The organism is Rhizobium sp. SG_E_25_P2 (genome assembly GCF_029892285.1).
GTDB lineage: Bacteria > Pseudomonadota > Alphaproteobacteria > Rhizobiales > Rhizobiaceae > Rhizobium_E.
Genome location: NZ_JARXVM010000007.1, coordinates 190,653 through 203,914, shown reverse-complemented (window position 1 = coordinate 203,914; position 13,262 = coordinate 190,653). Strand labels below are relative to the sequence as shown.

The 13,262-nt window shown below is 61.3% G+C and carries 15 protein-coding genes and 2 pseudogenes; 9 read left to right on the top strand and 8 right to left on the bottom strand.

Features of this window, described 5'->3' with window-relative positions:
• Positions 1 to 192: 192 nt before the first annotated feature.
• From M2360_RS12360 to M2360_RS12345, 4 genes are all read left to right on the top strand, one after another.
• Entirely contained in the window at positions 193 to 1,428 is a 1,236-nt protein-coding gene (locus M2360_RS12360; RefSeq protein ID WP_280775434.1) for a urate hydroxylase PuuD, read from the top strand.
• Positions 1,429 to 1,565: 137 nt separating this feature from the next.
• Positions 1,566 to 2,627: a hypothetical protein gene (locus M2360_RS12355; protein ID WP_280775433.1), complete on the top strand. Its 1,062-nt coding sequence runs from the start codon at positions 1,566 to 1,568 to the stop codon at positions 2,625 to 2,627.
• A gap of 119 nt (positions 2,628 to 2,746) precedes the next feature.
• Complete coding sequence (gene guaD / locus M2360_RS12350) at positions 2,747 to 4,060, top strand: guanine deaminase (RefSeq protein ID WP_280775432.1); 1,314 nt, start codon at positions 2,747 to 2,749, stop codon at positions 4,058 to 4,060.
• Positions 4,061 to 4,104: 44 nt separating this feature from the next.
• Positions 4,105 to 4,536 (top strand): potassium channel family protein, encoded by a 432-nt coding sequence (locus M2360_RS12345; RefSeq protein ID WP_280775431.1) that lies wholly within the window; start codon positions 4,105 to 4,107, stop codon positions 4,534 to 4,536.
• On the opposite strand, the gene M2360_RS12340 is transcribed toward M2360_RS12345, so the two are convergent.
• The 3 genes from M2360_RS12340 to M2360_RS12330 form a co-directional block, all read right to left on the bottom strand.
• Complete coding sequence (locus tag M2360_RS12340) at positions 4,533 to 4,994, bottom strand: GNAT family N-acetyltransferase (RefSeq protein ID WP_280775430.1); 462 nt, start codon at positions 4,992 to 4,994, stop codon at positions 4,533 to 4,535. The genes M2360_RS12345 and M2360_RS12340 overlap by 4 nt on opposite strands.
• Before the next feature lie 109 nt (positions 4,995 to 5,103).
• The gene (locus tag M2360_RS12335) at positions 5,104 to 5,928 is read right to left on the bottom strand and encodes an FTR1 family protein (RefSeq protein ID WP_280775429.1); all 825 of its coding nucleotides are present in this window, start codon (positions 5,926 to 5,928) and stop codon (positions 5,104 to 5,106) included.
• Positions 5,929 to 5,932: 4 nt separating this feature from the next.
• Positions 5,933 to 6,283: a cupredoxin domain-containing protein gene (locus M2360_RS12330; RefSeq protein WP_280775428.1), complete on the bottom strand. Its 351-nt coding sequence runs from the start codon at positions 6,281 to 6,283 to the stop codon at positions 5,933 to 5,935.
• 128 nt (positions 6,284 to 6,411) lie between these two features.
• On the opposite strand from M2360_RS12330, the gene M2360_RS12325 reads away from it, so the two are divergent.
• The 3 genes and pseudogenes from M2360_RS12325 to M2360_RS12315 form a co-directional block, all read left to right on the top strand.
• Positions 6,412 to 6,642 carry a type II toxin-antitoxin system VapB family antitoxin gene (locus M2360_RS12325; RefSeq protein WP_280775427.1) on the top strand — a complete coding sequence of 77 codons (231 nt, stop codon included), beginning with the start codon at positions 6,412 to 6,414 and terminating at the stop codon, positions 6,640 to 6,642.
• Positions 6,602 to 6,685, top strand: a pseudogene (locus M2360_RS12320) (IS66 family insertion sequence element accessory protein TnpB); the annotation flags it as partial. The gene M2360_RS12325 and the pseudogene M2360_RS12320, both read left to right, overlap by 41 nt.
• A gap of 54 nt (positions 6,686 to 6,739) precedes the next feature.
• Positions 6,740 to 6,880 (top strand): annotated as a pseudogene (locus M2360_RS12315) (transposase domain-containing protein); the annotation flags it as partial.
• 39 nt (positions 6,881 to 6,919) lie between these two features.
• Here the strand turns inward: M2360_RS12315 and M2360_RS12310 are convergent.
• The 4 genes from M2360_RS12310 to M2360_RS12295 all read right to left on the bottom strand — a co-directional run bounded on the left by M2360_RS12310 (position 6,920) and on the right by M2360_RS12295 (position 10,723).
• On the bottom strand, positions 6,920 to 7,426 hold the full coding sequence (locus M2360_RS12310) for an ankyrin repeat domain-containing protein (RefSeq protein WP_280775426.1): 507 nt from the start codon (positions 7,424 to 7,426) through the stop codon (positions 6,920 to 6,922).
• A gap of 481 nt (positions 7,427 to 7,907) precedes the next feature.
• Positions 7,908 to 9,338, bottom strand: a complete 1,431-nt coding sequence (locus M2360_RS12305) for a multicopper oxidase domain-containing protein (RefSeq protein ID WP_280775425.1) — start codon at positions 9,336 to 9,338, stop codon at positions 7,908 to 7,910.
• A gap of 59 nt (positions 9,339 to 9,397) precedes the next feature.
• Positions 9,398 to 9,751, bottom strand: coding sequence for a hypothetical protein (locus tag M2360_RS12300; RefSeq protein ID WP_280775424.1), 354 nt, complete (start codon positions 9,749 to 9,751; stop codon positions 9,398 to 9,400).
• A 72-nt stretch (positions 9,752 to 9,823) separates the two neighbouring features.
• A complete protein-coding gene (locus M2360_RS12295; protein WP_280775423.1) occupies positions 9,824 to 10,723 on the bottom strand; it encodes an AraC family transcriptional regulator in 900 nt (299 codons plus the stop codon).
• A gap of 202 nt (positions 10,724 to 10,925) precedes the next feature.
• Here M2360_RS12295 and M2360_RS12290 point away from each other — a divergent pair, with 202 nt between their 5' ends.
• Together M2360_RS12290 and M2360_RS12285 are read left to right on the top strand one after the other, a co-directional pair.
• Positions 10,926 to 11,060: a hypothetical protein gene (locus M2360_RS12290; protein WP_280775422.1), complete on the top strand. Its 135-nt coding sequence runs from the start codon at positions 10,926 to 10,928 to the stop codon at positions 11,058 to 11,060.
• Positions 11,053 to 11,421, top strand: coding sequence for an Atu4866 domain-containing protein (locus tag M2360_RS12285; protein ID WP_280775421.1), 369 nt, complete (start codon positions 11,053 to 11,055; stop codon positions 11,419 to 11,421). Before M2360_RS12290 ends, M2360_RS12285 begins: the two co-directional genes overlap by 8 nt.
• A gap of 59 nt (positions 11,422 to 11,480) precedes the next feature.
• Here the strand turns inward: M2360_RS12285 and ade are convergent, their stop codons facing one another.
• Entirely contained in the window at positions 11,481 to 13,178 is a 1,698-nt protein-coding gene (gene ade / locus M2360_RS12280) for an adenine deaminase (RefSeq protein WP_280775420.1), read from the bottom strand.
• Between the last annotated feature and the right edge of the window lie 84 nt (positions 13,179 to 13,262).

Sequence of the window (13,262 nt, the reverse complement as noted above, 5' to 3'; positions counted from 1 at the left end):
CTATCGCGAGATATCGGGCCAGACAAGCGGCATCGTCGGTCCCTGCTGCTGACCTCCAGCGGCGTAGCGCGGGTCGTCATGCGGATGAAAATAGAACCTTCTTCCGCTAATTTCTGTGCGCTGCATCATCGGCCCTTTTCAGGACGCCCGCTCTTCTGCAAAGTTGCGAGTCGAAAAAACAAGGGGATTGGAATGTACGATTACGCCATGGCCTGGGAATGGTTGGCATTTGCTGTGCGCTGGCTGCATGTCGTCGCGGCGATCGCCTGGATCGGCTCGTCCTTCTTCTACATCGCCGTCGATCTCGGTCTGGTCAAGCGGCCCGGACTGCCGGACGGCGTCTATGGCGAGGAATGGCAGGTTCATGGCGGCGGCTTCTACCAGATGCAGAAATATCTGGTGGCGCCCAAGGAGATGCCCGAGCATCTGACCTGGCACAAATGGGAAAGCTATACGACCTGGCTCTCCGGCTTCGCCATGCTGGCGGTGGTCTATTATGGCGGCGCCGATCTCTTCCTCATAGACCGCCATCTTCTCGACGTGCCCAACTGGGTCGCGATCCTGATCTCGATGGGCTCACTGTCGATCGGCTGGCTCTGTTACGACGCCCTGTGCAAGTCGCCGCTGGGCAAGCACACCTGGGGCCTGATGGCGATCCTGTTCGTGCTCCTGGTGGCGATGGCCTGGGGCTATATGCAGATCTTCACCGGCCGCGCCGCCTTCCTGCATCTTGGCGCTTTCACCGCCACGATCATGTCGGCCAATGTGTTCTTCATCATCATTCCCAACCAGAAAATCGTGGTGGCTGATCTCAAGGCCGGCCGCGCCGCCGATCCGAAATATGGCGTGATCGCCAAGCAGCGCTCGCTGCACAACAATTACCTGACGCTGCCGGTGATCTTCTTCATGCTGTCGAACCACTATCCGCTGGCCTTCGCCACGCAGTATAGCTGGATCATCGCCGGCCTCGTCTTCCTGATGGGCGTGTCGATCCGCCACTGGTTCAACACCGTGCATGCCCGCAAGGGCCATCCGCACTGGACCTGGCTGGTGACGATCCTGCTCTTCGTGCTGATCATGTGGCTGTCGACGGTTCCGAAGGTGTTGACAGGCGAGGAGGACGCCAAACTGTCGCCGGTGTTCGAGAAATTCCGCAACGATGCGCATTTCGCCCAGGTGGTGGAAACCGTGTCGTCGCGCTGTTCGATGTGCCACGCCGCCGAGCCCGTCTGGGACGGCGTGGTGTTTCCGCCCAAACAGGTGATGCTGGATACGGATAACCGCATCGCCATGCATGCCCGCGAGATCTATCTGCAGGCCGGTCGCAGCCACGCCATGCCGCCAGGAAACGTCACCGATATTTCGCCCGAAGAGCGCAAACTGCTCACGGCCTGGTATGAAAGCGCAATCGCCAAGAGGATAAACTGAGGTTTGGTTGAGGCGCGGAAGCTCTTTGGAACAGGCCCGCGCCAGCTTGCGGCTTTAGCTCTCGGCCATCCTCCGTACCGCGCGCGGCCTTCCGTGCCGCGATCCGACGATGACTGACAGGAAAGCGCGACCCCGCCATGACCTCTCCCAGCCCGCAATCCGGCGTCGACGCCCAGGCGATCATTCAGCAAATGGTCGCCAAGGTGGTGAATATCACGGATCCCGCCAAGCTGTCGGCGACGGTTGCCGAGTTGATGACTGGCCTTCCCGATCCTCTGCAACGGCAGATCGCCTGCTCGGTGGGACTGTCCAATCCGCTCTACGCACCCGATGACGCCTATGCCGCCCGCATGTGGCGCGGCCAGCAGATCGGGCTGACCGAATTTGCAGATATCGTCCTGAGATTGAAAAAGGCAGTGCAGACCGTGCGGGCGCCGCGCATATTGCTGGCTTGCCCGCGCAAGACGGCGTCGACCTTCTTGTCCGCCGTGCTGGTCAATGCGCTTGGCGCGCAGGAGTCGCTGCTGACCCTGCCGGTGGCGCGCCTGCAGAACGCCGGCGCTCTTGGCGCTGCTATGCGCGAACATGAGATGGATGAACTCGCGCTTCTGCGCGCCTGTTTCCTGCCCACCGGCTTCGTGTCGCAACAACATGTCCGCTGCACACCCTATCTCTCGTCCCAACTGGCGCTCTACCATGTCCAGCCCATCCTGCTGAAGCGCAACCTGTTGGATTCGCTGGTCAGTCTCGACGACATGTGCCTTGAAGCGGCGCGGGCCCATCACGCGGACAAGTTCTATTTCTTCACGCATCTGCCGCATGCCTACAAAGACATGTCGGACGACAGGCGCATGGCGACCTTGATCCGCCTGTATTTGCCCTGGTATCTGTCATTTTACGCCTCCTGGCGGAAATGCGAGGCCAAGGGATTGGTCGCGCCGCTGTGGATTTCCTATGAACAGGACGTCAAGGGCGAACCGGCCGAACTGGCCGAAAAGCTCGCGGCCTATATCGGCGGTCAGGCCACCACGGAGCGCATCGCTGCGGCAATCGTGGCGAATACCGGCAAGCAGGCGCTCAAATTCAACAAGGGCGTCGTCGGTCGCGGCCAGCGCATGTCCGACGCCAACCGGGACATGGTGCGCGATTATGTCGACATGTTCCGCGACGAAGTTGATTTCTCTGACCTGATCGACTGACAATCCCCTGTTTTACCGCGATGCGTGACGCGCATCGCGCCCTGCGGGGACGAACGCCTTGAGCCTTGGGCCGGCTTTCGCTAGGCTTCTCTCACATTCTGTTTCAGACAAGGGTTTTCATGAAACCGCTCCTCATCCGCGCGCGCCTGCTGTCCTTCCATCGCGAACCGCAGGGTCTCGGCGACGCCTCATCCTATCGCTATGTCGAAGATGGCGGCGTGTTTGTGGTGAATGGCAAGATCGCCGATCTCGGCGAGTATGCGGATGTCGCCGCGCGCGCTCCTGCGGTTATCGAAGCGGTCGATCATCGCCCGCATCTGCTGACGCCCGGCTTCATCGACATGCACCTGCATTTTCCACAAATGCAGGTCATAGGCTCCTATGCCGCCAATCTCTTGGAATGGCTGAACACCTACACCTTTGTTGAGGAGCAGCGTTTCGCCGACCAAGCGCATGCCGCACGCATCGCTATGCGCTTCTTCGACGAGCTGATCCGCCATGGCACGACGACGGCGGTCGCCTATTGTTCGGTGCACAAAGTCTCCGCCGACATGTTCTTCGCCGAGAGCCTCAGGCGCAACATGCTGATGGTCGGCGGCAAGGTGATGATGGACCGCAATGCGCCGGAAGGGCTGCGTGACACCGCACAGCAGGGTTATGACGAGACCAAACAGGTGATCGCCGATTGGCATGGCAAGGGCCGCAACCATGTCGCCATCACCCCGCGTTTCGCCATCACCTCGACGCCTGAGCAGATGGAAGCCTCTCAGGCGCTCGCGCGGGAATATCCTGATCTTCATATCCAGACTCATCTGGCGGAAAATCACGACGAGATCCGCTTCACGCAGGAGCTTTACCCGGCGGCGAAAGATTATACGGATGTCTATGCGCAGTATGGCCTATTGGGCCCCAAGAGCCTGTTCGGCCATTGCATCCATCTTTCCGACCGCGAGGCGGACGCGATGAGCGAAACCGGGTCGGTCGCGGTGTTTTGCCCGACCTCCAACCTGTTTCTCGGCTCCGGCCTGTTCGGTCTCAAGCGCCTGACACAGCGGGAGAAGCCGGTGCGCGTGGCTGTCGCCACCGATATCGGCGGCGGCACCTCCTATTCCATGCTCCGGACGCTGGATGAAGGTTACAAGGTGCTGCAATTGCAGGGCGAGCGCATGACGCCGCTCGAAAGCTTCTACCGTATGACGCGCGGCAATGCCGAGGCGCTCGGGCTTTCCCATCGCATCGGCGCGCTGGAGATTGGCCACGACGCCGATTTCGTGTTGCTGAACGCGCAGGCCACGCCGGCCATGGCGCTGAAGGTGGAAGTTGTCTCTACGCTGGCCGAGGAACTGTTCCTGTTGCAGACATTGGGCGACGATCGCGCCATCGCCGAGACCTATGTCGCAGGCCAGCCGGCAAAATCACGGTTGCCCGGCTGACGGCCGAACCCTATTCTCGGCTGACGGCAAATGCGGGGATTTTCATGGTCGCCAATCTCGGTCTGGGCGCGCTGGTCATATCGCTGACGGTCCTGATCCATACCTGGGGGCTGATGGCGGTCACCCATGTGATGACCTGGCTTACGGGGCGCTTCCGGCTGCACGGCCATCGCAGCCGCGTGCTGGCGATGAACACTGTCGTGATCGGCATCTTTGCCGTGCTGACGGTACAGGTCTGGCTGTGGGCCGCCTGCTACACGCTGCTGGGCGTGGTCGAGGATTTCCCGACCGCGCTCTATTTCTCCACCATCACCTTTTCTACCGTCGGCTATGGCGATGTGGTGCCGGCGCATGAGTGGCGGTTGCTTGCAGCTCTGGAAGGCGTCAATGGCTTTCTGCTGATCGGCTGGTCGACCGCCTATCTCATCGCCGCCGGCATTCGGGTCGGTCCCTTCAGGTCAGGCGAGCATTTCTAATCTCGGAACGTCTTTTCCATGAAGACGCTGAGCGGGTCGGGCAGGTAATCGGCGAAAGCCTCGCGCCTGATATAGCCGGACCGCTCGTAAAGACCGAGCGCTTCGTGGTTCTCGATGCCGGTTTCCAGCCTGATCACGAAAATGCCGGCGCTGGTGGCCCTGGCTTCGAGATTGGCGAGCAGCATCCTGGAGAGGCCCCGTCCGCGCGCGGCGGGCGCCACCCACATGCGCTTGAGCTCCGCCCAGCCGTGATTGAGAGCGATCGCGCCGGTGCCCACAGCTTGACCATGGTCATCGCGGGCGACCACGAAACGGACATGGGCGGCGCGCAGGGCGTCGATCGGCAGATAGTGGTTGCTTTCCGCCGGATAGAGCGCCGCCCCATAGGCTTCGCCGTCTGCGAGCAGTTTCAGCACGTCGGGCTGGCCGGGGTCTTCAAGCGAAATGTGGAAGGTCATGGGTGTCACGAGAGCTGTCATCATCGCGGCTGGGTAGCAATCCTTTGGACAAAGATAAACCCGCGGGCTTCGTCTGAAGCGCGCCGCGGGTCGATCCTCTGTTGAAAAGTCAGCGCGTCGACAGAGCGCCTTGCCTTGGCGAGGCAATCTGCTTGAGCGCGAGCATCGCCAGGAGCGCCGCGACATAGGCGGCCAGTTCCATGCCGTCGGGCCGATCAAAATAGCCGATCAGCGTGTGCAGCACGCGGCCGACCATGGAATCCTGCGACAGGATCCAGGACGTGTCCCACAGCGGATCGGTCCATTCCATCAGATAGCCGGCGCTTTGCAGGAAGGTCACGGCTTGGGCCGCGAGGCCTGCGGCCAGCAGCGAGATCAGCAGGGACAGCGAACCGAAAAGATAGCGCATGGGAATGGAGATCAGGCCGAGATAGAGGAGCGCCGACACCGCCGCGCCGCCGGCGAGACCAAGAAGACCGCCAATGAGGATATCGCTCGCGCTATCGCCGCCGGCGGAGGCCACGCCATAGAGAAACAGCACCACTTCCGACCCCTCGCGCATGACCGCGACGCCGCAGACTATGGCGAGTGCGCGCAGCGGCCGGGTGCCCTGGGCCACCTCGGCGCCGAGCGTCTTGAGATCGCGGGTCATCTCCCGTCCGTGGCTCGCCATCCAGGCATTGTGCCAGGCGAGCATAAGAACGGCGAGGAGCAGGATAGCGGCGTTGACCAGCTCCTGGCCGGCGCCATCGAACAGGCCGGCGATCGCCTCGGCGAACACCGCCACGACAAGTGCGCCGGCAATGCCGAGCGCCACGCCGCCCGCAAGCCAGGGAAGCCTGTGGCTGAGGCCGCGCGTGGCGGCGAGAACGACGCCGAGGATCAACCCGGCTTCGAGCATCTCCCGGAAAACGATGATTAGAGCTGAGAGCATGGGATCATTCCGCCACGATCACGCCCTGGGCGGTGTCGGAGTGATACTCGCCCATGAAATGATAGTCGCCCTTGGCCAGCGGACGGAGCCGGATGATGCCCGTCGCATGACCGGCGACGACCTTCTCGGTCTTGAGGTCATGTGAGTCGAATTCTTCCGGCGTGCCGTCCTCATTCTTGATCAGGATCTGCACCGGCTTTCCCGCCGGCACATGAATTTCCGCCGGATCGAATTCGTGTTCATCGAGCGTCAGTTCGATCTGGCCAGACGAATTGGTCGGCGTCATGCCGGCGGCATGGGCGACGCCGGCGGCTGAAGTCATGAGAAGGAGGGACGTGAGGATGCGAAGGCTCATAGGCGTGCTCCGTGCCGGCCCCAATGAAAGTGGATGGCCGATGTCCGGTTTTCTTCGCCTCGAATATGGCTGAAACATGGCGTCACCGGGCCGGGAGAGGCGCTTGCGCGCGGAGCTGCGGCGGACATATGATGGAGATGCAAACAGGCGAGGCGAGCATGCAGACAAAAGTGGATGTGGAAGCATCGCTGCTTGAGCGCGCGATGAAAGCGACAGGCGGAAAATCGGAAAGAGACACCGTCGAACAAGCCTTGCATGCGGCCATCGAACGCAGCGAGCGGCTACGACATGATCTTTTCATCGAGCCGCATGCGGATCATGGTGGCGACCAAACCGGTAGACTTCCGCAAGGGTCATGACGGATTGGCAACGCTGATAAAGAACGAGCTGCGTAGAGGCCCATTCACTGGCACGGTCTTCGTGTTCCGGTCACGGAAGGCGGATCGGCTGAAGCTGATCGCCGCACTTATCGAAACGCGCAAATTCAAGGTTTTTGATCCGCTGGCCTATCTGACCAGCACGCTCACCGCCTTCGTCAATGGCCGCAAGCAGAGCCCGATTGATAAGCTCCTACCGTGGAATTGTCTGGTAAAGTAACCCGTTCCCCGTGACCGCCGTCGCCCATTGCGGACTAAGTCAATGTGACCACCCGTTATCTGGGTTCGCTTCCAGTTCTTTTGAAGCCCGATCATGCGTGAAATCGGATGCTGTTTGGCTGTCTTTGGTTTTCAGCTTAGGGGCAGCCCCATAATCGATGAGCAACTGGGCGATATCGGTGTTGTCCAGCTGGGCAGCCACCATCAGAGCTGTGCTCCCGTCTCTATACTGGGCGTTGGGGTTCAATCCGTTTTCCAAAAGATAGCGCGTATCCGCGAGATTATTTTCGCTGACGGCAAGCATCAGAAGCGTGTATCCAGACGATGTCGACTGGTGGATATCGGCGCCATAGTGGATCAGGATTTGACGTATCATTACTCCCATTGGCTTTTGACAGCCCGTGTTGTCGAACTGAAGGAACAACGGAATTCCTTCGTATGACCAGCCAAGTTCCTTGGCGTTGGGATCAGCGCCCGATTCCAGATGACGGATGACGGCAACGGTATTTCCTGAACATACTGCATCAGCGAGCGTTTCCGGAAGCACCCAAGGCTTCGTAAAATGGACGAACGCCAGAGCGAATAATGCAGAGAATATGGCAATAGCGCGTAGAAGAAACCGAACAATTCGGCGGCAAACGGCTGATATCACTATAGTGCACCCTAAACGGCAATTGGCCCCGGTTGCAATATGGCGAGCATCCGAGCCTAAGGTCAACAACTGCTAGGCGTCACAAGATCGGTCGTCCGAGGACTCCTACTGGTCCATAGTTGCCATGCCAAAAAAGCTGCTGGTTCTCCACACAGAATCCAGGAATTTGTCCAAGTGCGAGTGGCGCACCGCTACTATTGTCTGGATCAGCGATGCGCTCTTCTTGATTCCGACCGTGACTATCAGCCGATGGTGGAGCATCTCGGCCTGAGGCAGTGGTGACGACAATAATCGGCGCCGCCGATGATTGGCGATCTTCGGCGGCGCTCCGTTGGCTGGCGTCAGGTGGCCCTCGTTCCTGTCATCGCCAAGGCCATCAACCCACCTTCACATGCGCCATCATGCCCTGAACCATGTGATAGAGATGGTGGCAGTGAAAGGCCCAGTCGCCTTGTGTTCCGGCGTCGAAGGCGATGGTCACGGTCTTCATCGGCGGGACCAGCACGGTGTCGCGCAGCGCACCGGAGAGGGGAGCGACGTCAATGGCGGTCACCTGGAAATGATGGCCGTGCAGATGCATGGGGTGGGCCATCATCGACATGTTCATCATGGCGATCTCGATCCTTTCGCCTGAAGTCGTCGTGATGTCCTCCGCGCCCGCCATGCCCCATTGGTAGCTCGCCATGTCGCCAGTCAGATGAACCATGAAGCGTTTTGCGGCGGGGCGGGCGGCAAGCGGCGCGGATGTCTGCAGCTTCGCTTCGAAGGCGAGATCGAGCACCGGGCCGGCGGTTTCGCCGAGAGGCGCGATTTTCCGCGTCGTCGCGCCTCGGGTAGCCAGAACCAGTCCCGTTTGGTGCGGCGTGCCCTCGCGGCGGGCGAGGATCGGGAAAGAGCCGCCGTCTTTGGGTATGTCGACGTGGAGGTCGATGCGCTGACCCATGGTGAGCGGGAAGAGCTTTCCCTTGACCGGCGTGATCGGCTGGCCATCCACGGCGATGGCAAGGGCGGAGAGGGCGCCGGTGTCGATGGTGAAGCCGGTCGAGGCTGCGCCGTTGATGATGCGCAGCAGGACGCGGCCTGCGCGCTCCACCGTGATGATTTCGGGATCATCGAGCGTGCGGTCATTGGCGAGATAGGCGTCGTAGTCGATGTCGTTGAGGTCCATCGCCATCATCGAGGCGCTCATGCCGGAGGCTTCGTTCATGGAGCCATGCCCCATCGCGCCATGGTCCATCGTTCCGTGATCCATGGAGCCATGCGTCATGCCGCCATGCCCCTGGCCTGAGGTCAGGCGTCCCAGCAGTTCCTCTGCCGGCGTGAAGGAGAAGTCGTGCAGCAGCATGACGACGTCCTGGCGGTCGGCGGCCAAATCCTCCTTCGAATGGATGATCAGCGGCGCGGCGAGAAGGTTCTGTTCCTGCAGCGTATGGGCATGCATCCAGTATGTGCCGGGTCGGTCGAGCGGGAAGTCATAGGCTCTTGTTTCGCCCGGCTTCAGCATGCCGCCGGCATGGGCGACGCCGTCCTGATCGATCGGCGGCGTCAGCCCGTGCCAATGCACTGTTGTTTCTTCCTTGAGCCTGTTGGCGAGGTCGACGCGGAAAGCATCGCCCGGCGCAAATGTCAGGCCGGGGCGGCCGTCCGGGCCAGTCAGGCCGTAGACGGTCGCGGGGCGGCGGTTGACCTCGAGCGTTCGGGTGGAAATCGTCAGGGCGCGGGCCGCAGCCCGGGCGGGAGCGGGCAGGCCGATAGCCGCGCCGCCGGCGAGCGCAACGACGCCCGCAAGAAAATCTCTGCGTTTCATTGTGTGTCTCTTTCGACTTGTGCTTTTCGTGGCGGCGCGGACCGCGCCGCAACGGCATGTCAGGCGAAAGAGGGGATCGGCGGCTCCAGTCCCGGCGCGAGATCGCGGCCGATCAGCCGCGCCTGCAGGGCAGGCGACAGTGTCGCGTCGCTCTCTTCATGCGTTGCGTCGACATAGGGTTCAGCCGGCAGCGACAGGAGCGACGCCAGACACCAGGCTGCGCATTTCTGCGCGGCGTTGTCGTGGTTGGCCTGATGGCCGCCGCTATGATCGGCCATCGCAGTGTGGTCATGCTGCATCATCGCGTGATGGGCGCGGGCGGCTGAAACACCGGGCGCGCGCTCGCCGCCCGGCAGGGACAATAATCCCGCCAACAGGCCTATCAACATCAGCAGGAGTGGCAGCCGCAGCATAGCTCGTCCTTTGTTAGGCGCTGACCATAGACCCGTATGGCCGCTTCGCCAAGCGCCGCAACGTCGCGGGGGTCAGGCCTCCGCCTGCGCCGCGACCGGCGACCGCCTGAGACGATCGATGTCGCGGGCCGGCGGGGCGCCGAACAGGCGCTTATATTCGCGGCTGAACTGAGACGGACTGTCATAACCCACCGTATGGCCGGCGCTGGCGGCGTCGAGCGATTGGGTCAGGATCAGTCGCCGCGCCTCCTGCAGCCGAAGCCGCTTCTGATATTGCAGCGGGCTGAGCGTGGTCGCCTCGCGAAAATGCTGATGCAGCGACGACGGGCTCATGCCGGACACCGAGGCGACATCCTCAATTCGGATCGGCCGGTCGTAATGTTCCTTGATCCAGTTGATCGCCCGGCCGATATGGCGATGATGATTTTCCGGCGTCAGCGCCCGGCGGATGCAGCAGCCCTGCGGTCCCTGCAACAGCCGATAGACGATTTCCCGCTCGATCAAGGGGGCGAGTTCGGCGATGTCATCAGGCGTCTCATTGAGCTTCAGCAAGCGGATCGCCGCGTCCATCAGCGGCTCGGGCGTCTCACCCAAGGCTGCGCCGAGCTTGGCGTCGTTCTTGGGCCCGCCCGGATATTTCAGCAGCATCTCGGCGCAGAGCTCCATGTCGAGATCGAGTTTTAGGCAAAGATAGGGCTTATCCGCGCTCGCCTCGATCACCTGGCCCATTACCGGCAGGTCCATGGACACCACCAGATGCTGGCCTGCGCCATAGGTAAACAGCTGGTCACCCATCGCCACCTGCTTGCGGCCTTGTGCGATCCAACAGATCGACGCCGATTGAACGCCATGGGTCGGCTCCGACGGCGCGGAGAGCCGCGCCGTGAAAAGCCGGGGAACGCGGGTGGCGGCGATCCCCTCCTGGTTGGCGTAATGTGCAATAAGAAACGCAAGTTCCTGAGATTTCTTCATCTTGTCACCTTGGGAACCATTTTTTGCCCGATTTCATGGTCATTTACTAGCATGTCCGATCGGGGCTGGAAATGGTTGCATGCTAACCTTTGTAGGAATGTGCAATCCTTCCGGAGGATCGGTCTACCACTGCAGCCGTCTTTTCCCGCATATTGGCCGTGTTGCACAAAACGACGAACCTGAGATGGAAGGAGCGAGAACCATGAAAAACGACCAGCTTCACATCGCCATTAGATGGGATGTCCCGCTCAGGATGTTCAAGATGTTGCGCGACAAAATCACGGCGTTCAACGAGGAGCGCGAGAGGCAGGCGGAAGCGAGGTGGATCAATGGCTGACGGTGGATTTTTGATCAATGCAATGGCGGTGGTGTTTTCTTTGATCGCGGCATTTGGAATCTTCGGAAAAGCTTTTGGCGAGACCGCCAAACGAAAGCAGGATATTCGCGCCGAAGAGGTGGATGTCGTCAGTCGGCTGGTGGGCATGTGGATCACCGGCGACGGACAGGTGCAGCGCGATGTGCGCGCCGATGGCCGCTTCGTGGAGCGCAACGCCGTCAGCGACAAGCCGACCCGCGAAGGCCGCTATGAAATCGCAGGCGACAAGATCGCCTATTATGATGACGCCGGCGTCCGTAGCGACGGCGTCTACAAGGACGGCATTCTCTATCACGCTGGCTTGATTTTCTACCGGCGCTGATTTGCAGCCAAGATTCGAAAAAAAGGCGGGGCCGCGCGGCGCCCGCCTTTTTTCATGCCTCATCCGTCGATCAGTTCGAACTTGTCGACATCGACAAGCCCCTTGTCCGAGATCTTCAGATGCGGAATGACCGGCAGCGGCAGGAAGGCCAGTTGCAGGAAAGGCTCCTGTAGCGTCGAGCCCAGCGCATAGGCGGCCTCGCGCAGGTGATGCAGCGTGTCGCGGACGCTTTCATAGGGCTCAAGGCTCATCAGGCCCGCGACCGGCAGCGCGATCTCGCCGGTGACGCGGCCATCCTCCACCACGACGAAGCCGCCCTTGATTTCGCTCAGCCGCGCCACGGCTGCGGCCATATCCTCGTCTGAAGCGCCGACAACGCAGATATTGTGGCTGTCATGGCCGACAGTGGAGGCGATGGCGCCTTTCTTGAGGCCAAAACCCTGAACAAAGGCGACGGCGCGGTTGCCATTCTTGCCGTGGCGCTCGATCACCGAGACCTTGAGCACATCCTGGGCGAGATCCACCGTGGTCTGGTTGCCCTTGACCGGCAGGCGCAGGCGGCGATGTTCGGTGATGATCTTGCCGGGGATGACGCCGAGCACGGATGTGTCGCCCTCGCGCGCCGGCACGGAGAAATCGGCTGCAGTGATTTCTGGCGCGCGAACGCTGTCGGTGCCCACGGACGCCACCGGCTTGCGGCTCGCAAACAGGTCCGGCGTCACGCGCCGGCCTGCGGAGAACACCATTTCGGCCTTGCAATTCTCAAGGCTGTCGATGACCACGAGATCGGCGCGGCGGCCGGGCGCCACCAGGCCGCGATCCATCAGACCGAAGGCGCGGGCGGCGGAGATGGAGGCTGCGCGATAGACGGCGAGGATGTCGGCGCCATCGGCGATGGCCGTGCGGATGAGATAATCGAGATGGCCCTGTTCGGCGATGTCGAGCGGATTGCGATCATCGGTGCAGAGCGCGATGAAGGGCGACAGGCGCTCGGTGAACAGCGGCGTCAGCGCCTTCAGATCCTTCGACACCGAGCCTTCGCGGATGAGGATATGCATGCCCTTGCGGATCTTCTCCATGGCTTCCGCAGCCGAAGTCGCCTCATGCTCGGTGCGGATGCCTGCGGCGATATAGCCATTCAGCCCATAGCCCGACAGCAGCGGGGCATGTCCATCGATATGGCCGCCCTGGAAGGCTTCGAGCTTGGCCATGGCGATGGGATCCTTGTGGATCACGCCGGGAAAATTCATGAATTCGGCAAGGCCGATCACCTTGGGATGCTTTCGGAACGGCAAGAGCCGCTCGATCGGCAGATCGGCGCCCGACGTCTCCAGATGCGTGGCGGGCACGCAGGAGGAAAGCTGGACGCGGATGTCCATGATGGTTTCCATGGAGGAATCCAGGAAGAATTGCAGGCCCTCGGTGCCCAGAACATTGGCGATCTCGTGTGGATCGCAGATCACCGTGGTCACGCCATAAGGCAGCACGCAGCGATCAAATTCATGCGGGGTGACGAGGGATGATTCGATATGCAGATGCGTGTCGATAAAGCCTGGCACGACGATGCGGCCGGAAATATCGATCTCCGTTTCGCCCTTGTAGTCGCCATGCGTGCCAACGATGCGGCCTTCGGTGATGGCGATGTCGGAGGCGACCAGTTCGCCCGTCACCAGATCATAGAAGCGGCCGCCTTTGAGCACGATTTCGGCCGGTATGCTGCCCGTTCCTGCATCGATCATCCGTTCGAGTGTGCTCATGGCCTGCTCCGATTCCGTTGTTTGGACGAGTGTAGCGGGGGCGAGGCCGGGGGTCACGTGTTGGATCGGGATTTGTTGGGGAAG